Raw genomic sequence first — 22,055 nt, 5'->3', positions numbered from 1 at the left:
GATGGCCGCACCTCGTGACACGGTCGCCCCCTGGACCCGTACCCGCCTGCGCGCCGCCCCTGGTGCCGCCGTTGCCCTCGCCCTGCTCGTCGCGCTGACCGCGTCGCTGGCCGCCGTCTTCCCGCGTGCCGTCGACCGTTACGAGGACGCCGGCCTGCGCCGTGCCGTCGAGGAGGCGACCGCCCAGTGGACCTCCGTACAGCTCTCCGCCCCACAGCCCGCGGCCGAACTCCCGCAGGAGGAACGGGAGTGGGCCCTGCTCCCGGACACGCTGGGCAAGCAGTACGCGAGGCTGCTGGACGTGGTCCGGCGCCCCCTCGTCGCCGACCGCGAGCAGTCCACGTACGGCGTCCGCAATGCCGAACCCCTCGAGGCGCCCGAGACCTGGCTGCCGAGGCCGAGCGGGTTGCCCGCGCAGATGTCGCTGGCCGCGCCGAACGGCCTCGCCGACCACGCCCGCCTGCGCGAGGGTCGCCTCCCGCGCACCCACGGCACGGTGACCGCCGCGACGGCCGAGGTGGAGGCGGCGGTCACCACGGAGACCGCCGAGAAGCTGCGGATCAAGGCGGGTTCGGTGATCCACGTACCCGGAGTGGAGCGCGCCCCGCTGGCCGTCCGTGTCACCGGCATCGTCGCCCCCCGCGATCCCGAGGGCGCGTACTGGACGACTCAGCCACTGCTGCGCCGCCCCTCCCTCGCCAGGATCCCCGGCTCGATCGGCAACGAGGAGACGTACTGGCTGGGCGCCCTGCTGTTGCCGCCGGACGCGGCCCCGGCCCTCCTCGGCACGCCCGGAAACCCGCTGCGTTACTGGCAGCTCGCCCCCGACCCCGCAGTCCTGACCGCGCGCGATCTGTCCCGGCTGCACAGCGCCGTCGCCGCGCTCGAATCCGGCCCGGACCTGCTGAAGGTACGTGACTTCACCGACCCGCTGACCGAAGCGACCACCGACCTCGACGAGGTTCTCACCTCGTACGCCGGACTCCGCTCCGGCATCTCCCCGCTCGTCGCCGTCGCCGCCTTCGGCACCGGCACGGTCGCCGCGATCGTCCTGCTCATGGCCGGTGGTCTCGCCGCCGACCGCCGCCGCACCGAACTCGCCCTGCTGCGCGCCCGCGGCGGCTCCCTGCGCGGCGTCATGGGGCGGCTGCTCACCGAGACGGCCGTGGTGGCGGTTCCGGCGGGCGCGCTCGGCCTGACGGCCGCCCTGCTCGCCGTCCCGTACGGCCGCCTGTCGTACGCCGTGACGGCCGCCGCCGCCGTCACCCTCCTCGCCTGCGCCGTGCTCCCCCTCCGCGCCGCGACGGCCCATCGGGTCGTACGCGTCCACGGCGCCCGCGAGGACCTGACGTCCGTACGCCCCTCGCGCCGCCGTACGGTCGCCGAGCTCACCCTGCTCGTCCTGGCATCGGCCGCGGTGTTCGCCCTGCGGCGGCGCGGGGCGGCGTCCGGCGACCAACTGGTGTCGCTGGCCCCGGTGTTGATCGGCGTCATCGCCGCACTCGTGCTGGTCCGGGTCTACCCGCTGCCCCTGCGCCGCCTTGCCCGCCCCGCGGGCCGGTTGCGCGGTGCCGTCGGCCATCTCTCCCTGGCCCGCGCCGGCCGCACCTCCGTCTCCACGGTGCTGCCCCTGCTCGCGCTGTTGACCGCGCTGACGACCGCCGCGTTCGGGGGTTCCGTGCTGGCGGGCGTCGCGGACGCGCGGGACCGGGCGGCGCTCCTCACCCTCGGCGCGGACGCCCGGATCGAAGCCACCGGTCCGCTTCCCGCCGGTCTGCCCGAGAAGGTCCGTTCGACGTCCGGCGCAGGCGAGGTGACGGCGCTGAGCATCACATACCTGGCAAAGCCGGAGGTCGGGCCGGTGACGGTGCCGCTCGCGGGGGTGGAGCCGGAGGAGTACGCGAGGCTGGCGGGCCGGACTGGTCTTGGGACGTTCCCCGCGGGCGAGTTGAGCCGCCCGGACACTGCCGCGAAGCGGGTGCTCCCCGCTCTTGCCTCCCCCTCCGTCGCCGAGCGTTACGGCACCCGTCCCCTCCTCGTACGCCTGGAGGACGGCAGCGAGATCACCGTCCGTATCGTCCTCGTACGTGACCTGACGCCGGCCGTGTCAGGCACCGATTTCCTGGTCGTGGACCGCTCCGGTCTCGGCACCGAAGCCGCGCGCCCGACCGCCCTGCTGGTGACCGGCGACCACCTCGACGCGGGCGCGCTGCACAATGCCGCGGGCGCCGGCACGGACGTACGGCTGCGGTCCGAGGAACGGGCCCGGTACGTGGACTCCCCTCTCCAGTCCGGCGCCGAGCGCGTCTACACGGCGGCGGTCGCGGCGGGCGCCGGATACGCCGTACTCGCGCTGCTGCTCGCCCTGGTCCGGGCCGCTCCGGAGCGCGCCGCCCTGCTGGCCCGCCTGCGCACCATGGGCCTGACCCGGAGTCAGGGCCGCCGCCTGCTCGTACTGGAAGCGCTGCCGGGGGCCCTCCTCGCGGCGGCGGGCGGCGCCCTGACCGGCTGGGCAGCCGTCCGCCTCCTGGCGCCCGGCATCGACCTGACCACGATCGCCCTCGCCACCCCCGGCGGCGAGCCCCCACCGGGCACCGCCCCGCTGCACACCGACCCGGCGTCCCTGCTGCTCCCCGCCGTGGCCGTGCTCCTCCTCTCGACGGGCATCGCGGCGGCCCAGGCGTGGTGGACGGGAAGGAAGGGCTCGGTCACGGAACTACGGGCGGGGGATGCCCGATGACACCGGACGGCACGGAGCCCCGTACGGGAGACAGCCGGCTGACCACTACCGGAGGAGTCGCCCGATGACGGCCACGAACCCGACCTTCGCCGACCTGGCACACCGCGCCGCCGCCCGCCGTGATCGTCCCGCCTACGGCCACGACGCGCTGATCACCTGTGACCGTCTGGTCCGTGTCTTCTCCACGGACGGTGTGGAGGTGCAGGCACTCCAGGGCCTCGATCTCCTGGTCCGCGAGGGCGAGTTGATGGCCCTGGTGGGCGCGTCCGGCAGCGGCAAGTCGACCCTGATGAACATCCTGGCCGGCCTCGACACCCCCACGGCGGGCGCCGCCCGGGTCGCCGGCCGCGATCTGCTGACCATGAACGCGAAGGACCGCCTCCGCTACCGCCGCGAGACCGTCGGCTTCGTCTGGCAGCAGACCGCCCGCAACCTCCTCCCCTACCTCACCGCCGCCCAGAACGTCGCCCTCCCCATGCAGCTGCGCGGCACCCGAAGCCGCCGGGCGAAGGCCGAACGCGCATCGGAACTCCTGGAGTTGCTCGGCATCGCCGACTGCCGGGCCCGCCACCCGCACCAGTTGTCCGGCGGCCAGCAACAGCGCGTCGCCATCGCGGTGGCCCTGGCCAACTCCCCCGCCGTGCTCCTCGCCGACGAACCCACCGGCGAACTCGACTCCCACACCGCCGAGCAGATCTTCGCCGCCTTCCGTACGGCGAACGAGCACCTCGGCACCACCATCGTCATCGTCACCCACGACCAGGCGGTCGCCGGCGAGGTCCGTCGCACGGTCGCCATCCGCGACGGCCGCACCTCCACGGAGGTGCTGCGCCGCACCGAGGTCGACGCCACGACGGGCCACGAGCGGGTGGTGGCCCGCGAGTACGCGATGCTCGACCGCGCGGGGCGGCTCCAGCTTCCCTCCGAGTACACCGAGGCCCTCGGTATGCGCGACCGCGTCGCCCTGGAACTGGAGCCCGACCACATCGCCGTCCGGCCCGACGACAGCGAAGACGAGTGATCCAGAGTGGCCCCAGGGCGAACCAGAGGGATCCGGTGCCGTAACCGAACAGCAATCGGCGCGCGCTCTGGCCGCTCGTTTGACTTGCACCTCGGGCTGAAGCCCGAGGATTCTGGCCTTCTCGATCGTTGCTGTGCCGCTAAGCGGCACGGGGTTCGGTCGGGAATCCGTGGCTTCCTGTTTCTTCGCGCTGTGCCAGAACGAGTTCTGGTCTTACCGGCTCTCCGCAGGCCGATACCGCCAGTCCGGCGGCCGTCTTCGCGTTGATCGCGGCGTTGATGTCCCGGTCGTGGACGGTGCCGCAGCCGGCGCAGCCCGGTAGCGGGTCGGCACACGCTGACGCGAAGGGTCAGCGCACGCTGACATCCAGCGCGCCGAGCCCCGCCCTGCGTACGGCGATCGAGCCGTACGGTGTGCGCAGCCTGAGCCACGCGCCCGAGGAGAGCAGCGCCAGGGCGGGCTCGTCGGGCAGGGACGGGCGTGCGGGCCGCAGGAAGCCCAGCGACTGTGCCGCGTGCGCGGCCCGCACCGGGAGTTCGGTGTCGCCGATCGGCCGGGACCAGATCTCCCGCCCGATCCGGTCCAGTTCTGCGCGCGTACGCCGCTCGGGCACCAACTCACCGATTTGGGAACGGAACTCGGCGACCGCCGAGGCGACCATCGCCCGCACCGTGTCCAGCGCGGGCAGCCCCGGCTCCTGGCGCCAGCCTCCGCGCGGCGGCAGCACCCCGGCCCACGGCGGACCGGTGACGGCGGTGGGCACGAGCGCCGTGGCCGCCGACTCGTCGATGGACTCCAGGAGTTCACCGGCCGAGACGGTCACATCGAGCGATCCATCGACGAGCCCGAGCCCGTTCTCGTACGGCTTGGCCAGCCGCGCCGTACGGATCGCCAGCACCTCGAACGACGGGGGCCGGCCGAACACGGCGAGCGCCGTCCCGGACCCCTGCAACCGCACGGCTGCCGCGCGGTCGTAGTGGATCAGCCGGGCGAGGAAGGCGGCGAGGTCCGCCGCCTCCCCAGCGTCGGCGAGGTGCAGGGCCGTCATGCGGCGACGGCCTCCGAGGGGTCTTCGTCGCCTTCGGTGGCCTCCGTGGACTCCGTGTACTCCTCGAGGAAGGCGCGCTCCTCGGCGGTGATACGGCGCGGTCGCTGCGCCTCGAAGTCGAACGGCACGATCACCGTCGACGCACGGACATACACCTGGTCCGGGTCCTTGACCTCGTACGAGATCGTGAACGACGCAGCCCTGATCTGGGTGACCCACAGCTCGATGTCCACCGGTGTGTGCCGGTGGACCAGCTGCTGCTTGTAGTCGATCTCATGGCGTGCCACCACGGATCCCTGCTGGAAATCCTTGTCCGGGCGGAACAGGAAGTCGATACGGGCTTCCTCCAGATACCGGAGGAAGACCACGTTGTTGATGTGGCCGTACGCGTCCATGTCCGCCCAGCGCAGCGGGCAGCGGTAGATGTGCCGCAAGATCAGCCCCGGGTCAGCTTCTTGTAGGTGGCGCGGTGCGGACGAGCGGCGTCCGGGCCGAGCCGCTCGACCTTGTTCTTCTCGTACGACTCGAAGTTGCCCTCGAACCAGAACCACTTGGAGTCACCCTCGTACGCGAGGATGTGCGTCGCCACCCGGTCCAGGAACCACCGGTCGTGGGAGACGACCACGGCGCAGCCCGGGAACTCCAGCAGCGCGTTCTCCAGCGACGACAGCGTCTCGACGTCCAGGTCGTTGGTCGGCTCGTCGAGGAGCAGCAGGTTGCCGCCCAGCTTGAGGGTGAGCGCGAGGTTGAGGCGGTTGCGCTCACCGCCGGAGAGGACGCCGGCCGGCTTCTGCTGGTCGGGGCCCTTGAAGCCGAAGGCCGAGACGTACGCGCGGGACGGCATCTCGACCTGGCCGACGTTGATGTAGTCCAGTTCGTCCGAGACGACGGCCCACAGCGTCTTCTTGGGGTCGATGTTCGCGCGGGTCTGGTCGACGTAGCTGATCTTGACGGTGTCGCCGACCTTGATGGCACCGGAGTCCGGCTCCTCCAGGCCCTGGATCATCTTGAACAGCGTGGTCTTGCCGGCGCCGTTCGGGCCGATGACGCCCACGATGCCGTTGCGCGGCAGCGTGAAGGACAGGTCGTCGATGAGGAGCTTCTCGCCGAAGCCCTTGCTCAGGTTCTCGACCTCGACGACGACATTGCCCAGGCGGGGGCCCGGCGGGATCTGGATCTCCTCGAAGTCCAGCTTCCGCATCTTGTCCGCCTCGGCGGCCATCTCCTCGTAACGGGCAAGGCGCGCCTTGGACTTGGCCTGCCGCCCCTTGGCGTTGGAGCGGACCCACTCGAGCTCTTCCTTCAGACGCTTCGCACGCTTGGCGTCCTTCTGGCCCTCGACCTTGAGACGGGTCTGCTTGGTCTCCAGGTACTGCGAGTAGTTGCCCTCGTAGCCGTGCAGACGGCCACGGTCGACCTCGCAGATCCACCCGGCGACGTTGTCCAGGAAGTACCGGTCGTGGGTGACGGCGACGACGGTGCCGGCGTACTTGGCGAGGTGCTGCTCCAGCCAGTTCACGGACTCGGCGTCGAGGTGGTTGGTGGGCTCGTCGAGGAGCAGCAGGTCGGGCTGCTCGAGCAGCAGCTTGCAGAGCGCGACGCGGCGCTTCTCACCACCGGAGAGGTTGGTGACCGGCCAGTCGCCGGGCGGGCAGCCGAGCGCGTCCATGGCCTGCTCGAGCTGGGCGTCGAGGTCCCACGCGTTGGCGTGGTCGAGCTCCTCCTGGAGCTTGCCCATCTCGTCGAGGAGCGCGTCGGAGTAGTCGGTCGCCATCTGCTCGGCGATCTCGTTGAACCGGTCGAGCTTGCCCTTGATCGAGGCGACACCCTCCTGGACGTTCTCCAGGACGGTCTTCTCCTCGTTCAGCGGGGGCTCCTGCAGCAGGATGCCGACGGTGTAACCGGGCGACAGGAACGCGTCACCGTTGGACGGCTGCTCAAGGCCGGCCATGATCTTGAGGACGGTCGACTTACCGGCACCGTTCGGGCCGAGGACACCGATCTTCGCTCCGGGCAGGAAGCTCAGGGTGACGTCGTCGAGAATCACCTTGTCGCCGTGCGCCTTGCGCGCCTTGCGCATGGTGTAAATGTACTCAGCCAAGAGAAACCGTCCGGACGCTTGAAATCGGCAGTGGGCAGATACACCCCATACTGCCCGACGGCTACCCCTGGGGGGAAACTCATATGACCGAGGGGCTCTGACCTGCGGTTTCACTGCTTGCCGGGAAGGCCCTGTTCACGGTCGGGTACAGCGGCCCGTCGGATTCGTGGCCGGTGGACGGCATTGGAAGTCGAAGTCGGAGGCCTTCTTGCTCAGGTAGCGGCCCAGGCAGGTGTTCACGGTGGTGCGGCCTCGTTCGCGGCAGAAGGTCAGGGCGGCTCGGCCGTTGGGGAAGGGGCCGGGGGCGTAGATGACCCAGAAGCCGGGGCGCAGTGAGGCGAAGTTGTCGCTGCGGACGTAGATCGCCTCGGGCACGGACTGGCGGATCCGGGCGAGCCTCTGGTCTCTGGCGGCCGTGCCCGCGCTGACGGGCTCGGAGTAGAGCTGGGCGATCCAGCGGCCGCCTTTGGGAGCGGCGGGTGGCGCGGCCGAGCCGGCGGTCTGCTTCGGCGGAGTCGGCGTCGGGGTCTGTACGGGGGTCGGCTGCCGGTTCGGCTCCGGACTCCGGCTCGGCTGCTGCGCAGCCGGAGTGGAGGACGTACCGCCGCGGGCCTCGGTGCCGTTCCGATCGCCGAGCATGAGGGCGAGGGCCGTGGTGGCGGTGACCGCGAGGACGACCGCGATGACCGCGATGACGATCGGCGTACGGCTGCGCGCGCGGCCGGGCGGGTGGTCGGGCGCGTGGTCGGGGCGATGGTGCGGCGTCGTCGGGCGGGGCGTGTCCAGCTGGGTGAGCGGGTGCGGCACCGGGTCCGGGGCCGGGGCCGGGGCCGGCGGTCCCGTCGTCGTCAGCGTCGGCGGCGCCCAGTGCGGAGTCGCGCCGTGCTCCACCTGCGCGAGCATCGCGTCCAGCCGTGCCTGGTCGGGGCGGGCCGCCGGGTCCCGTACCAGCAGCGCCTGGAGTACGGGCGCGAGGGGGCCGGAGCGCACCGGCGGCGGTACCGGATCGTCGAGCACCGCGGCCAGGGTGGCGAGCGTGGTCCCGCGGCGCAGCGGGCTGACGCCCTCGACGCAGACGTACAGCACGAGGCCCAGGGACCAGAGGTCGGACGCCGGGTCGTCGTTGTTGCCGCGGATCCGCTCGGGGGCGATGTACTCGGGGGAGCCGATGAGTTCGCCGGTGGCCGTCAGGGAGGTCGAGCCCTGGAGGGCCGCGATGCCGAAGTCGGTGAGCACGGCGGCGCCGTCGGGGCGCAGGAGGATGTTGGCGGGCTTGACGTCGCGGTGCTGGATGCCGGCCGCGTCCGCGGCCCGCAGGGCGGCGAGCACCTGACGGCCGATGCGTGCGGCCTCCGCGGGAAGCAACGGGCCGTCGTCCAGCCGCTCGTGGAGGGAGACACCGCTCACCAGCTCCATCACGAGCCAGGGGTGCGGGTCATGGTCCACGATGTGATGGATGGTCACCACGTTCGGATGGCTGATCCGGGCCAGGGCCCGCGCCTCCCGCAACACCCGCTCCCGCAGGGCGTCCGACGTCGCCGCGTCCGCCCGTACGGCCTTGAGCGCGACCTCCCGGTGCAGCACGCTGTCGCGCGCCCGCCACACCGTCCCCATCCCGCCGCTCCCGAGCCGGTCGATCAACTCGAAGCGGCCGTCGATCATGTCCCCCGGTGCGTTCATGGGCGACAGGCTAGAGGAGCGAGGGGACGGTTCGCCGGGTGGGCCGTTCCCCGTTCCCCGGCCGCCGCGGAATTGGCGTACAGACCGGGCTGAAGTGACGTATCCGCTCGGTCAGCCGGATTCGGCCAGCCGGTGTTCGAGGCTGTCGCGCGTTGCCGTGGCCCGTGGATCGTCGAAGTCGGCGAGGAGCCTCAGTGCCTCCGTCCGGTGCCGGCGAGCCGCGTCCGGGGATTTGTCCAACAGGGCCGAGGCGAGGCCGTCGAGGGCCAGGGCCTCGTGCCAGACGTCGCCGATGTCGTGGTGGGTGGCGGCGGCCTGGCGGTGGAAGTCGGCCGCCTCCGGGTGGCGGTCGAGCCGGCGGTAGACCTCGCCCACGCCGTGCCAGGCGCACGCCTGCCTGGTGCGGTCGCCGAGACGCTGATGCAGCGTGGCAGACCGCTGGTATGAGGTCAGCGCGTCCGCGAATTGCCCGGCCGCCTGCTGGGCATCGCCGAGCGTGAGCAGCCAGTAGCCCTCCATGCGGAGGTTGCGGAGTGCCAGGGCGATGTCCACCGCGGACTGAGCTGCGGCCAGGGCCGCCTCGGTATCGCCCTGTTCACGTTTCAGGCCGCTCAACAGGCTCAGGATGTTGCCCTCGCCGCGCTGGTTGCCGAGGTCCCGGTGTGCTGTGAGGGCCCGCTCGATGACGGTCGCGGTGTCCTGGAGGCGTCCCGCCCGGTAGTGGGCGGTCGCGAGGTTGGACAGCGCGGTGGCGGCCCAGAGTGCGGAGTCCTGCTCCTGGAAGACCGCGATGGCCTGATCGAAGCGGCGGGCAGCGCTGTCGAGCCGCCGGCGGCGCAGATGGTTCAGCCCGATCAGGTTGAGCGAGTGAGCCTCGTTGAGACGGTCGCCCGACTCGGTCCAGATTTCCAGTGCGCTCCGGTGGCATTCGAGGCTTCGGTCCAGATCGTTGACCCGCGCGTACGCCATGCCCAGGTCCGTGCACAGCAGGCCCTCGGCGGCCCGGTCGCCGGACCGGCGTGCCGCTTCCAGGCCGGTACGGCCCACGCCCAGCCAGTCGGCCCCCGCCGCGGAAGGGAACTGCGCGTTCCACAGGACGGCGCACAGCTGCCAGGCGAGCCGGTCCGCTCCGGCGGCTGCCGCGGTGCGCACCGCCCGCAGGAGGTTGGTGTGCTCACGCTCGGAGAAGTCCACGGCCGCGTCGTAGTCGGCGAAGGACAGGGGACGTACGCCCTCCGGTGGCGCTGCGAGGTCCAGGTGGTCCTCGGCGGGAGCGATCCAGCTCTGTGCGGCGTCGGCGGAATGGAGGTACCACTCCAGAATGCGGTGCAGCGCCGCGCCCCGTTCCTCGGGGGGCTCCTCGTGCTGGGCCTGGTCGATGGAGTAGGCGTGCAGCAGGTCGTGGAACTGATAGCGGTCCGGGGCGGTCTGCTCCAGCAGATGGGCGCCGACCAGGGAGTCCAGCAGCTGACGGGTCCGGCTCGTGGTCGCGCCGGTCAGGGCCGCCGCGGCGTTCAGGCCGAACTCGGGGCCGGGGTGCAGGCCGAGCAGCCGGAAGAGACGGGCGGCCTGGTCGGGCAGGGCGCGATAGGACCAGGCGAATACGGTGCGGACGGCTTCGGCTTCTTCGTCGTCGCCGGTGCTCAGGGCGTCCCACAGGGCGGATTCGTCGCGCAGGTCGGCCGTCAGATCGGCCAGCCGCATATGGGGGTCGCTGGCGGCGCGTTCGGCGGCGATACGCAGCGCGAGGGGCAGTCGCGCACAGAGCCGGGCCAGTTCGGCGAGTTGCTGTTCGTCGTCCTGGGGCCGGTACCCGGCGGTGACGGTGCGCAGCAGGGCGATGGCCTCGCGCTCCGGCAGTGTGCCCAGGGTGAGCCGGCGTGCCCCGTCCCGGACCGCGAGTCCGGAGAGCCGACTGCGGCTGGTGACGACGACCAGGCTGCTCGCGCTGCCGGGCAGCAGGGGACGGACCTGGCCCACCGTGGCCGCGTTGTCCAGGACCACCAGTACCCGGCGGTCGGCCAGCAGCGAGCGGTACAGCGCCGCGGCGGCGTCCAGATCCCGCGGTACGGAGGGGGCGCCCACCCCGAGGGCGGCGAGGAAGCGGTGCAGGGCCTCCTGGGCGGTGACCGGCTGACCGGGGTCGTAGCCGCGCAGATTGACGTAGAGCTGGCCGTCCGGGAAGCGGTCGCGGACCTGGTGGGCCCAGCGCAGCGCGAGGGAGGTCTTCCCGGCGCCGGCGGTGCCGGCGATCACGTACACCGAGACGACGAGCGGGTCGTGCCCCTCACCGGTCAGGACCGCGTTCAGCTGGTCGAGTTCGTCGGTGCGGTTGACGAAACCGCGTACGTTCGCCGGGAGTTGCCGGGGGGTGGGGTTCGCCGATCCGCTGCCGTGGTCCGCCTTCGACTGTTCGTGGAAGTGGATTCCTCCGGTGACGTCCCTGGCCTGTACGACGTCATGGGAGGACGACCCCGACAGCTCGGAGTGCGTACTGCCGGGGTGCTTGTCATCGGGGCGAGGCTCTGTGATCGGTTACTCCGTCCTGATCTGGGGCGGGGGGAGGTGTGCCACCTCGCGCTCGAAGTACTCCCGTACGTCGTCCCCGGCCGTGTAGAGCTTGCGGATGTAGCTCTCCCAGCTGTCGATCAGTTCGCGGTCGGTGTAGCGGACGGCGCCGACGGTGGCTCCGGACGGGGAGTAGAGGACCTGGAAGAGCGTGTCGTGGCCGAGGACGACGACTTCCGGCAGCAGGTGCTCGCGCTCGGCGGCGGCGACCTGTTCGGCGCTGACGACGCGGATCCGCTCTCCGTACTCCGCGCGCTGCCGATGGGAGTGGAGCTCCCACTGCACGTACGGCGTGAGCGGCTGCTCGACCACCCGTACCCGGTGGAAGTGATGTCCCTTGCGGGCGTCGTCCCGAGCGGTGGCGAGCAAGTCGTCACGCCGGTCTCCGAGGAGCCGCAGGGCCTCCTGCCACTCTCCGCGGCGCAGCGCGTCCCGGCTGGGACTGCCCTGCTCCTCGAAGTGCTGGCGGCGCTCCAGCTTCCAGGAGTCCGCGTTCAGGATCCTCGCGTCACGTTCACGGAAGTCCCGTTTGTAGGCGTCGCGCGTGAGTCGTTCGCCCTGGTCGGGCCGGAGGAGGGGGGCGAGTAGGTCAAGCATCGGGGATGTCCGCCTTTGCCGCGCTGAGCATGCTGCCGGGAATGATCACCAACCGCTCGTCGGGGGCAAGCGTCACGCCGTCGGGGAGGCGGGGGCGGTAGACGGCCGTGAGGTCCCGGCCGATGACCGCGATATCGCCGTTGTCGAGCTGCCAGATGTCCGGGCAGTCGTCACGGCCGTCCCTCTTGCCGAGCTCTTTGGCCGACTTTCCCAGCCGTCGCTTGAATAACGCGGACGGGTCTGCTTCCCAGGCGCGGGTCAATTCCGTCTCCCCCTTGAGATGGTTGCGCATTCATTCACTACGGATTGTATCGGCGTGAATACGCAACACAACTGGGGAATTGGGCTGAACGGGGCGCTTTTCGGTCGTTGTCGCGCCCGGGCGTGCGGCTGACGGGACTCAAGTGAGCTGGGTGAACTCCGTCAGAAGTGCTGCCGCCGCCGTCACGTCGCCGGTGAGCGGGCGGTCCTCCATGGCCGGGTTCAGGACCTCCGCCGCGCGGGTGTAGGCCCGGGCCGCCGGAGTTCCTGGCGGGGGCGGCGTGCCGCGTCGGCGCAGGGCGCGGACAGCGGTTACCAGTTCGCAGGCGAAGACCTGACGGTAGGCGTCGGTCAGGCGCAGGGTCTTGCGGGCCGCCTGGGTGGCGAAGCTCGCGGCCTCCTCCACTCCCTGGGAGAGCACGACGTGGGCGAGGGCGGCGGGGGTGGCGTACGTCTGGATCTCGGCGGTCGCGGCAGCTGCGCTGTACTCGAGGATCATCATTCCCGAGCCCGCGGACGCCTCGTCGGACAGGTAGGAGCGCAGGCCGGTCAGTTCGGGGCGGCCGAGGGCGGAAAGGCGGACGGTCGAGAGGCGGGCCGTGCCGAGGACGGCGAGGCACAGGTGGTCCAGTGCGAGGGCGAGCGGGGTGGCGAAGAAGCCGCCGTGGTGGTGTGCGACCGGGGTGCCGGTGGACTCGTCCCAGCCGATCAGAGGGTTCTCGGTCGCCGAGTTGAGGTCGATGGACAGCACTCGCTCCAGGTTCGCCCATGCCTCCATCGCGGGGCCGTGCACCTGAGGGAAGCAGCGGAAGCCGTAAGGATCCTGCACGCGGGGCGGCGGGGGCGACGGCAGCTGTCGTACGGGCGATGACGGCAGGTCTCGTACGGCCCGTATCGACTCGCCCGGTGCCGACTGGACCGGTGTCGACTGGACCGGTGTCGACTGCACCGTTACGCCCAGGAGTTGCCGTACCTCAGCCGCGGCGCGAACGGTCGCCGGATGCGGGTGCGCGCGGTGGACCTCGGGTGCGTACGCCTCCAGGGGCCCGTCCACCGCGTACAGCGAGAGCGCCGCCACCACGTGCGCCGCGCGCAGCAGGGCGCCGAGGTCGTGGCAGGCGAGGGCCGACTGGCCGAGGGTGAGGGCGTTGCTGCTCAACAGCGCGAGCGCGTCGCCACGTTGGATGCTCAGGGGCTCCGGTTCCTCGTCGGCGGTCGCGTCGGACTCCCAGGAGGAGTGACCGAACAGCGCAAGGCCCAATTCGGCCAGGGCCGTCAGATCGCCGGTGCCCACCGAGCCGTACTCGTGAACCGGTGCATGCACCCCCGCCCGGAGCGCGCCCAGCAGAGCCGTGGCGATCTCGGGGCGCAACCCCGAGCCCCCGGCGAGGAGCTGGCCGGCCCGGACCAGCATCATCGCGCGCACCTGGCGTACCGGCAGCAGCTCGCCGATGCCGTCCGCATGGCTGAGCAGCAGCCGCAGATCGTGGCCGTAGCCGTCCCGCTCCTCGACAGCGGCGCCGCGATGCGCTCCAACTCCGGTGCTGCGCCCATAGACCCGGCCGCCCTCCGCCGCCAGAGCACACGCGGCCTGCCGGGAGCGCTCCATCGCCTCCAGCGCGGCCGGGTCCACGGCGGGAGGCAACGCTCCGTCGGCGATCCCGGCGACGGTGGCGGCATCGAGGCCCCGGCCGTCGAGCGGTGCCGCGGCTGCCGGGCCCTCGGCCGCCGGGCCCTCCCCCGAAGCAGCCGGGCGGGCCGAGGTCCGCCCCGGCCCCGTACCCGTCAGGTCAGTCCGTTCGAGGACAGCCAGGCTTTGGCCACCTCCAGCGGGTCCTTGTTCTCGTTCTGCACCTCACCGTTGAGGCTGATCAGAGCTTCCGTGTCGAGCTTCTCCGATACGGCGTTGAGTGCGGAAACTCCCTCTGCGGGGAGATCACTCTTGAATGCCAACGGAGTTACGTTCTCGAAGCCGAACAGATTCTTCGGGTCCTGCATGATGAGGAACTTGTTCTTTTCGATACCGGGGTCGGTCGTGAAGATGTTCCCGGCCTGAATGTTGTTGCCCTTGAGCGCCGCCACCGTCAGCGGACCGCCCGCGTCCAGCGCCTTGAAGGACTTGAACTCGAGCCCGTAGTCCTCCTTGAGGCCCGGCAGCCCGTGGTGACGGGTCTGGAACTCCGGAGAACCGCCGACGACCAGCTCAGGAGCCGCTTCGGCGAGGTCGGCGAGCGTCGACTTCTCCGTCAGGCTGTACTTCTTGGCCGTGGCTTCGTTGACCGCGACGGCGTCCTTGTCCTGGGCCTCCGAGGACTCCAAAAGGGTCAGTTTTGGATCGAGTTCGGAGGCAATGGCCTTGTTGGTCTCCTCGGGCGTCGTCGCGTGCGCGTCCTTGTTCAGATACGCCAGCAGCGCCCCGTTGTACTCGGGCAGTACCGTGATCGTGCCGTTCTTGATCAGACCGTAGGTCGTTTCCCGGCTGCCGATGTTCAGCTTGTAACTGACTTTGATGCCCTTGGACTTGAGGGCTTCGCCGTATATGTCGGCGAGCAGGATGCTCTCGGGGAAGTTGTTGGAACCGACCACGACGGTCCCGCCCTTGGATGCATCCTCCTGCAAGGGGTCGGAACTGTCGGAGGAGTCGTCGGAGGATCCACATCCCGCCAGCGCGGCCGTGGCCACAACCAGCAGGGAAACGGCGTACGTTGCGGATTTTCTGGTGCTTCGTGCGATGGTCACGTTCGTCATCCAGACTTGCCGAAGGTGTGGGCGGTGCGGCCGTGGTTGCGGCGTCGCGACGATCCAAGCGAGCCCGGTCACGGACCGTCAAGACACGAATAGATCACCGAAGGGCACCGGACGGCTTCGTCCCGTGTGCACAACGGGGTCAATATACGAATGAATCCGGCGTATCTCCGTGCCAGTTTTTGGTTGATCATGGCCGTACTGTTGCGCCAGCCGCTAATGTTGGCCGCGTCGGGGGTCCTGTTCCACCTGGTTCCACTTGTCGGTCGAAGCGCGCTGTCGCGACCCTGCAACCCATGAGTTTCGGACAGCGGACTTCCCATGTGATGCAAGCAGCAAGGAGGTTCGGTGCCCGCGCACAGAAAGGCTGCCCGGGAACAATCCCCCGCGGCTCCCCGCACCGGCCCGACGCCGCCCCTCCTGGACCGCTGGCCCTTCCGACGCAAACTGAACGTTCTGGTGATCGTTCCGCTTGCGGTGGTCTCGGCGATCCTCGCCTACGTCGTCTACGCCCAGGTCGACCAGGCCCGTTCCGCCGCCTCCACCGCTGAACTCGTGCGCGACAGCTCGCAGGTGACCCGGCTGATCGACACTGTCCAGACCGAGCACCGGCAGGCCCTGCTCATCTCCCTGCGCCATGAGGCGGCCGGCCCCGAGGAAGGGCCGCCCGACACCTCCGCTTATCTCCAGGCGCAGCAGAAGGTCAACTCCCAGATAGAGACGGTCCGGAGGACCTACGGGGACCGGCTGCCGGAAGGCGAAGCCCAGGCGCTGAAGGAGCTGGAGGGCCTGGACAGCCTGCGGCAGACCGTGGAGCAGGGGCCCATCCCCGCCGACAACATCGACCCCGCGTACGGATCGGTGATCGAGGGCCTGATCAGCGGACTCGAGCTCGGTGAGACGGGTGCCGAGTCCTCCTCGTCCGCGGGCAATCTGCTCGACGCGCTGCTGCGAGCCGACACGGCCCACGCGTCCTTCGAGACCAGCGTGTTCGCCGCCAGAACCCGTGACCCGAACGCGCTCATTCAGTTCACCGCCGCCGTCGGCGACCTCGAGCAGTACACCCACCAGGCTGAGCGGTTCACCCGGTTCGCCAGCCAGGAGCAGGGCGCGGAACTGGCCGGGATCGAGCAGAGCCCGTACCAGAGCGTCATCGCCCAGCACTATGTCGCGCTCCAGGTCGACCCCGGCGCGCTGGTCGCCGAGAACGCGACCCAGCTGCGTAGGGCCCTCGGCGGGGCGTTGCAGGCCGAGCCCACCTACGAGCGGCAGGCACAGAACCGGCTGAAGATCACCCAGTCGCTCATCGACCAGATCGCCGCCGACACCCAGTCCGCGTCGAACACCGCCTGGTGGCAGGTGGCCTGGCTGGTTGCCGGCACGCTGCTCGCCTTCGGTGCCTGGCTGCTGTTCTCGGTGCTGGTGCGCCGCTCCGTGGTGCGGACCGTGCGGACCCTCACCGGTGCGGCCAAGCACGTGGCCTCCGCGGCCGAGACGGAGCTGGCCCGGGTCGCCGACGACGACGCCGACGATGCGAGCCCGCCACGCCTGGAAGCCGTACCCGTGCCCGTACGCGACGAGATCGGTGAACTCGCCGAAGCCTTCAACCAGGTTCAGGTCACCGCGACCGCCCTGCTGGAGCGCCAGGTCGTCAGCCGTCGCAACATCGCCGAGATGTTCGGCAACGTCGGCCGCCGCGTCAGCAACCTCACCGCACGTCAACTCGCCCTGATCGACTCGGTGGAGCGCGGCGAGACCGATCCGCAGGTGCTGGAACGGCTCTACCGCATCGACCACATCGCCGTACGTCTCCAGCGCAACGCCGACAGCCTGATGCTGCTCGCGGGGATCCGCGAGACGGGCCTGAACACCGGGCCCATGCGGCTCAGCAACATCGTCCGGGCCGCGCTCGGCCAGATCGAGGGTTATCAGCGCGTCACTCCGCACGCCGAGGGCGATGTCACCGTCGCCCCCGACATCGTCGGCGATCTGACGCTGATGCTCGCCGAACTGCTGGAGAACGCGGTGACGTTCTCGCCGGCGCACACCAGCGTCGAGGTGGTCCTGCGGCCCCGGTTCGGCTCCGGCGGTGCCGTGGTCGAGATCATCGACCACGGGCTGGGGATGAGCGCCGAGCGACTGGACGAGGAGAACGCCCGGCTGATCCGCCGTGAACGGCTCGACCTGGCGCCGACGGAGGTCCTCGGCCTGTTCGTGGTCGGCGGTCTGTCCCGGCGCTGGGGCATCGAGGTCGTGCTCTCCCGCACCCCGGGCGGCGGCGTCACCGCCACCGTCGCGGTCCCCCCGGCCCATCTGCTGTCCACCGACCCGACGGCGCCCGCGGCACGCCCCGCGCAGATCCTGCCGCCCGCCCGCCGCTCGGGCCCGACCGAGCCGCGTCCCGCGATGGTGGAGGCGGCGCCCGGCCGCTCGTCCCTGCCCCGCCGGATCCCCGCGCGGAGCCAACCGGAGCAGCCCCCGGCCCAATCCCCGACCGTGTCCCCGGTTCAGCCCCGGTCGCCCGGCCACGCGCGCCGTCTGGAAGCCACGGCGGAGAGCGGGCGCGGGCGCGAGGAAACCATGGGCCACACTCCGTACGGCCCCGGCACTCCCCCGCTGCCCCGGCGGGGCGTCCCCTCGCCAAGGCCCGCAGCCGGTACGGGAGTCGGCGCTCACGAGGCCGCAGGGCGCGGTGCCGGTGGCGGCAACAACGGATCCTCCGGTACGGCCCCGGCGCGGCCCGACGCTCCCGGCCCCCTGCGGCGCCGGGTGCGCGGTGCGACCCTGGGCGCCACCACGGCCTCCAGCCGCCAGCCCAAGCGAGCGCCGACGAACCAGCGGCCGTCCGCCTGGCAGCCCGTGGACCCGGAGGCGGCGCGGTCCGAGCTCGACGAGTTCGAGGCCGCCGTCCAGCGGGCCCACCGCGAGGCCGCGGCCGAGACCCGGCCGAGTACAGCATCAAGACCCATAGACCCGCGACCTATAGATCCCCATTCCCGGAAGGCATGAGCAAGTGATGATGTGGACAGGTGGACCGCAATCCGGGGCCGTCGAGCCGGTGACGGATGTGAAGACCGCCGCTGCCGACTTCAACTGGCTGCTGAACCGCTTCGCCACCGAGACCGCCGGGGTTGTCGACGTGATCGGTGTCTCCTCCGACGGGCTGTTGATCGCGGTGTCCCAACTGCGTGGCCAGGCGGACTCCGAACGGCTCGCGGCGATCGTCTCCGGTATCACCAGCCTCGCCATGGGGGCGTCAGGCAACTACGGACTCGGCGGCCTGAACAAGGTCATCATCGACCTCGAGGAAGGACACGTCCTGGTGTCGGCGCTCGGCGCGGGCGCGGTGCTCGGCGTGGTCGCGTCCAAGGAGGCGAAGCTCGGCAACATCGCGTACGAGATGACTCTCTTCGCCAATCGCGCCGGTGCCGCGCTGAGCCCGCAGCTGGTCATGGAGCTGAAGAACACCGTGGGGATCGCGCCGGCCGGGTGACGGACGGCCGAGAACCGGGGCGTTGCCCGACCATGACGCCCTTAAGGTGAGGGGGGAACGTGATGACGGCCGGTGAGTCACCAGCCGCCGACGACGCCGCGTGGGGGCCGGAGCCTCCCGCGCCGCTCGTCAGGCCGTTCCTGCTGACGGCGGGGCGGATCGCCGGCGGCGACAGTCTCGTACCGCCGATTCCGATCGAGACACAGGTGATCGCGACCGACGTGGGTCTGGCCACGCTGGACGCCTTCGCCTTCGACCAGCACCGCGACATCATCATGATCTGCCGTCAGCCGCAGTCGCTGGCGGAGATCGCGGCGAAACTGCGGATGCACCTCAATGTGATCCGGGTGCTCGCCGACGATCTGCGCGCGGACGGTCAACTGGCCTTGTACGTACCGCAGGACGGTTCCGCCCGCGACGCCACTGTATTGCGAAGGGTTATCGATGGTCTTCGAGACATCCCCGACTCCAGGGGTCGGGTCCGTGAGCGATGAGGCCCAGGGGACGCGACCGCCGCTGCCGGTGAAGATGGTCATCGCGGGCGGCTTCGGCGTGGGCAAGACGACCACGGTGGGCGCCATCTCCGAGATCGAGCCGCTGACCACCGAGGCGTCCATAACCTCGGTCGCGGCCGGCGTCGACGACCTCTCGCACACCCCGGAGAAGATGACGACCACCGTCGCCATGGACTTCGGCTGCGTCACGCTCGACCCGACGCTGAAGCTCTATCTGTTCGGGACGCCCGGCCAGGAACGGTTCGGCTTCATGTGGGACGACCTGGTGGACGGCGCACTGGGCGGGCTCGTCATCGTCGACACCCGCCGCCTCGACGACTGCTACGCGGCCGTCGACTACTTCGAGCACCGGCAGATCCCCTTCGCGGTGGCCGTCAACGCCTTCGACGGCAAGGTCGAGCACGACCTGAACGACGTACGGTGGGCCCTCGACGTCGGCGACCACGTGCCGCTCACCGTGTTCGACGCCCGCGAACGCGGCTCGGTCCGGGACGCGCTGCTCGTGGTCCTCGAACACGCCCTGGCCACCGCCGAACGGCGGTGATCCGGCGGGGGGAGGCCCGCGGTCAGGCCGCCCCGCGCCTGCGCACCCCCGGGGACACCGCAGTGCGGCCCGCGGCCCAGAACACCACGAGGACGAGCAGGGCGAGGGCGGCGGTGAGAGTGGCGCCGCCGACCACCTTCTCGTAGTCCCGCTGGTAGAGGCCGTCCACGATGTACCGGCCGACGCCGCCCAGAGAGACGTACGCCGCGATCGTCGCCGTGGAGACGATCTGGATCGCCGCCGAACGCAGCCCGCTGAAGATCAGCGGCAGCGCGGCCGGCACCTCCACCTGGAACAGGATCTGCGACTGCGACATGCCCATTCCGCGGGCGGCGTCGACGGGCGAGGGGTCCACGGTGCGCACCGCCTCGTAAGTGGTGATGAGGATCGGCGGGATCGCCAGCACCACCAGCGGGATCATCACGGGCAGCACGCTCAGCCCGAGCCACACGAACATCAGCACCAGCAGCCCGAACGTCGGCAGGGCGCGGGCCGCCGCCGCCACGAACGCCATCGCGTTGCCGCCGCGGCCGGTGTGCCCGGTGACCAGACCGATCGGCAGGCCGATCGCCGCGGCGATCGCGAGCGCCGCGGCGGAGTACTGAAGGTGCTCCCACACGCGCTGCGGGATGCCGTCGTACCCGCTCCAGTGGGCGCTGTCGTTGAAGAAGGACTCGATGAAGTTCAGTACGTTCACGAGACGCGCTCCGGTGCGCGGGCGGCGCCCGCCGTTGTGGACGAGTCCCCCGCCGAGGGGCCCGCGGCGGTACGCAGGGCAGTGCGCCTGGCCTTGCTGTCGGACGGCGGCTGCCAGGGGGTGAGCAGCCGGCGCGCGAGGACGAGCAGGGCGTCGACGAGCACGGCGAGTACGGCGGTGGTGACCACCGAGTTCAGGGCCAGCGCGGGGCGCTGGTAGAGCAGCGCGGTGGTCAGCAGGTTGCCCAGCGCGCCCTGGTTGCCGATCAGCGCGCCCACGCTGACCAGGCTGATGCTGGAAGCGGCGGCCACCCGAAGTCCGGCGATGATCGCGGGTACGGCGATGGGCAGTTGGACCTGGCGATAGCGGCGTACGAGGCCGATACCCATGGCTTGGGCGGCGGCGTTCGTCTCCTCGGGAACCGACCGGATGCCGTCGACGACCGACGGGACGAGGACGACCAGGCTGTACAGGCACAGCGGGATCATCACCGTGAGCTTGCTCAGCCCGGTGTAGTCGATGAGCACCACGAAGAAGGCCAGCGACGGGATCGCGTAGATCACCGTGGTGGTCCACAGCACGGGCGGGTAGAGCCAGCGGACCCGGACGCACAGCAGGCCGATCGGCAGCGACAGCAGGAAGCCGACCAGCACCGGGATCAGGGCCTCTTGCAGGTGCGTGGAGATCAGGCCGAAATAGCTGCTCTGGAGGTCACTCGGGATGTCGAAGAAACCGTTCATCGCGTGGCCTTCACCGAAGGCGGGTCCTGCGGAGAGTCCGTGCCCTGCGCGGAGCCCGAGGGGCTGGCGGCGCGCTGCCGGCGGGCGGCGCGGATCGCCGCGGCGATCGTCTCCTGACCGGCGATACCCAGCACTCGTCCCGACCGGTCCACAGCGACCGCGTGACCGGTGGGCGAGAGCACCGCCCGGTCCAGGGCGACCCGCAGGGAGTCCCGGCCGATCTCGAAGCTCTGCCCGTACGGCGTCAGAGTCACGGCGTCGCCGTCCCAGGCCGCGGGGTCGGTCCAGCCGAGGGGCTTGCCTTCGGCGTCGGTGACCAGAACCGGCTGGGCATAGGCGGGTTGGGAGTCGGCGGCCTCGGCGATCCGCTGCCGGTCGGTGCTGATCGGGAAGACCCGGGAGCGGTCGAGTTCGAGGTCGCGCGTGGAAAGGAACGACAGTCCGCGGATGCCCCGGTCGCCGCCCAGGAATTCCTCCACGAACTCATCGGCGGGCGACGACAACAGTTCGTCCGGCGCGGCGAACTGGGCGAGCCGGCCGCCGGTGCGCAGCACGGCGATACGGTCGCCGATCGTGATGGCCTCGTCCATGTCGTGCGTGACGAACACGATCGCCTTGCCGAGCTCGCCCTGAATGCGCAGCAACTCCTCCTGCAGACCCCGGCGGACGACCGGGTCGACCGCCGAGAACGGCTCGTCCATCAGCAGGATCGGCGGGTCCGCGGCCAGCGCACGGGCCACGCCGACACGCTGCTGCTGACCGCCGGAAAGCTGGTACGGGTAGCGGCGGGCCATGTCCTTGTCGAGGCCGACCCGTTCCATGAGCTCGGCCGCCCGTGCCCGGGCGCGCTGCTTGGACCAGCCCAGCAGCCGCGGCACGGTGGCGATGTTGTCGATGATGGTGCGGTGCTGGAAGAGGCCGGCATTCTGGATGACGTAACCCATGGAACGGCGCAGGGCGTTGACCGGCTGCCGCTGGACGTCCTCGCCGTTAACCCGGATTGTGCCGCTGCTGGGCTCGACCATGCGGTTGATCATGCGTAGCGTGGTGGTTTTGCCGCACCCCGAAGGCCCGACCAGCACGGTGATGGAGTGGTTCGGAATCTCAAGGGACAGGCGATCGACGGCCACCGTGCCGTCGGCATATCGCTTGCTGACCTCTTCGATGGCTATCAAGCGTCGAAACCCTTCGGGAACGGCATGGCCCGTGCGTGGCGCGATCACGTGTGCACGGGGGTGCGAGTCTAGCCAGTCTGTGGCTGACTGCGACCGAGCCGGGGCCTGTTCGTACCACTCTCCACTCGGG

The 22,055-nt window shown here is 70.8% G+C and carries 18 protein-coding genes; 6 read left to right on the top strand and 12 right to left on the bottom strand.

Annotated features, from left to right (window positions below; genetic code table 11):
• Position 1 precedes the first annotated feature (1 nt).
• Positions 2-2,740 (top strand): FtsX-like permease family protein, encoded by a 2,739-nt coding sequence (locus ACFYO0_RS06335; RefSeq protein WP_388671504.1) that lies wholly within the window; start codon positions 2-4, stop codon positions 2,738-2,740.
• A gap of 64 nt (positions 2,741-2,804) precedes the next feature.
• Complete coding sequence (locus tag ACFYO0_RS06330) at positions 2,805-3,761, top strand: ABC transporter ATP-binding protein (RefSeq protein ID WP_388671501.1); 957 nt, start codon at positions 2,805-2,807, stop codon at positions 3,759-3,761.
• A gap of 349 nt (positions 3,762-4,110) precedes the next feature.
• On the opposite strand, the gene ACFYO0_RS06325 is transcribed toward ACFYO0_RS06330, so the two are convergent.
• From ACFYO0_RS06325 to ACFYO0_RS06285, 9 genes are all read right to left on the bottom strand, one after another.
• Positions 4,111-4,809: a hypothetical protein gene (locus tag ACFYO0_RS06325; RefSeq protein ID WP_388671499.1), complete on the bottom strand. Its 699-nt coding sequence runs from the start codon at positions 4,807-4,809 to the stop codon at positions 4,111-4,113.
• On the bottom strand, positions 4,806-5,243 hold the full coding sequence (locus ACFYO0_RS06320) for an acyl-CoA thioesterase (RefSeq protein WP_388671496.1): 438 nt from the start codon (positions 5,241-5,243) through the stop codon (positions 4,806-4,808). Before ACFYO0_RS06320 ends, ACFYO0_RS06325 begins: the two co-directional genes overlap by 4 nt.
• Positions 5,244-5,245: 2 nt before the next feature.
• Positions 5,246-6,910 (bottom strand): energy-dependent translational throttle protein EttA, encoded by a 1,665-nt coding sequence (gene ettA / locus ACFYO0_RS06315; RefSeq protein WP_388671493.1) that lies wholly within the window; start codon positions 6,908-6,910, stop codon positions 5,246-5,248.
• Positions 6,911-7,045: 135 nt separating this feature from the next.
• A complete protein-coding gene (locus tag ACFYO0_RS06310; RefSeq protein WP_388671490.1) occupies positions 7,046-8,590 on the bottom strand; it encodes a serine/threonine-protein kinase in 1,545 nt (514 codons plus the stop codon).
• 111 nt (positions 8,591-8,701) lie between these two features.
• On the bottom strand, positions 8,702-11,017 hold the full coding sequence (locus ACFYO0_RS06305) for an ATP-binding protein (RefSeq protein ID WP_388672740.1): 2,316 nt from the start codon (positions 11,015-11,017) through the stop codon (positions 8,702-8,704).
• Positions 11,018-11,125: 108 nt separating this feature from the next.
• The gene (locus ACFYO0_RS06300) at positions 11,126-11,755 is read right to left on the bottom strand and encodes a DUF6879 family protein (RefSeq protein WP_388671487.1); all 630 of its coding nucleotides are present in this window, start codon (positions 11,753-11,755) and stop codon (positions 11,126-11,128) included.
• Positions 11,748-12,017: a hypothetical protein gene (locus ACFYO0_RS06295; protein WP_388672738.1), complete on the bottom strand. Its 270-nt coding sequence runs from the start codon at positions 12,015-12,017 to the stop codon at positions 11,748-11,750. Before ACFYO0_RS06295 ends, ACFYO0_RS06300 begins: the two co-directional genes overlap by 8 nt.
• A gap of 138 nt (positions 12,018-12,155) precedes the next feature.
• A complete protein-coding gene (locus ACFYO0_RS06290) occupies positions 12,156-13,805 on the bottom strand; it encodes an aromatic amino acid ammonia-lyase (RefSeq protein ID WP_388672736.1) in 1,650 nt (549 codons plus the stop codon).
• A complete protein-coding gene (locus ACFYO0_RS06285) occupies positions 13,802-14,764 on the bottom strand; it encodes an ABC transporter substrate-binding protein (RefSeq protein WP_388671484.1) in 963 nt (320 codons plus the stop codon). Before ACFYO0_RS06285 ends, ACFYO0_RS06290 begins: the two co-directional genes overlap by 4 nt.
• Positions 14,765-15,109: 345 nt before the next feature.
• On the opposite strand from ACFYO0_RS06285, the gene ACFYO0_RS06280 reads away from it, so the two are divergent.
• The 4 genes from ACFYO0_RS06280 (at position 15,110) to ACFYO0_RS06265 (ending at position 19,313) form a co-directional block, all read left to right on the top strand.
• Positions 15,110-17,770, top strand: coding sequence for an ATP-binding protein (locus ACFYO0_RS06280; protein ID WP_388671481.1), 2,661 nt, complete (start codon positions 15,110-15,112; stop codon positions 17,768-17,770).
• A 7-nt stretch (positions 17,771-17,777) separates the two neighbouring features.
• Entirely contained in the window at positions 17,778-18,254 is a 477-nt protein-coding gene (locus ACFYO0_RS06275) for a roadblock/LC7 domain-containing protein (protein WP_344396919.1), read from the top strand.
• 62 nt (positions 18,255-18,316) lie between these two features.
• Positions 18,317-18,748 carry a DUF742 domain-containing protein gene (locus tag ACFYO0_RS06270; RefSeq protein ID WP_388671476.1) on the top strand — a complete coding sequence of 144 codons (432 nt, stop codon included), beginning with the start codon at positions 18,317-18,319 and terminating at the stop codon, positions 18,746-18,748.
• Positions 18,699-19,313: an ATP/GTP-binding protein gene (locus ACFYO0_RS06265; protein ID WP_388671473.1), complete on the top strand. Its 615-nt coding sequence runs from the start codon at positions 18,699-18,701 to the stop codon at positions 19,311-19,313. The genes ACFYO0_RS06270 and ACFYO0_RS06265 overlap by 50 nt, the downstream gene beginning before the upstream one ends.
• 22 nt (positions 19,314-19,335) lie before the next feature.
• Here the strand turns inward: ACFYO0_RS06265 and ACFYO0_RS06260 are convergent, their stop codons facing one another.
• From ACFYO0_RS06260 to ACFYO0_RS06250, 3 genes are read right to left on the bottom strand one after another with little or no spacing between them, the layout of a single operon-like run.
• Complete coding sequence (locus ACFYO0_RS06260; protein ID WP_388671470.1) at positions 19,336-20,010, bottom strand: ABC transporter permease; 675 nt, start codon at positions 20,008-20,010, stop codon at positions 19,336-19,338.
• A complete protein-coding gene (locus ACFYO0_RS06255; RefSeq protein ID WP_388671467.1) occupies positions 20,007-20,750 on the bottom strand; it encodes an ABC transporter permease in 744 nt (247 codons plus the stop codon). The genes ACFYO0_RS06260 and ACFYO0_RS06255 overlap by 4 nt, the downstream gene beginning before the upstream one ends.
• A complete protein-coding gene (locus ACFYO0_RS06250; protein ID WP_388671463.1) occupies positions 20,747-21,925 on the bottom strand; it encodes an ABC transporter ATP-binding protein in 1,179 nt (392 codons plus the stop codon). The genes ACFYO0_RS06255 and ACFYO0_RS06250 overlap by 4 nt, the downstream gene beginning before the upstream one ends.
• Between the last annotated feature and the right edge of the window lie 130 nt (positions 21,926-22,055).

This window comes from Streptomyces sp. NPDC006365 (assembly GCF_042870755.1).
Taxonomy (GTDB): domain Bacteria; phylum Actinomycetota; class Actinomycetes; order Streptomycetales; family Streptomycetaceae; genus Streptomyces; species Streptomyces xiangluensis.
Note: the sequence above shows the minus strand (reverse complement) of the source record. Positions and strands in the feature narration are given on the sequence as shown.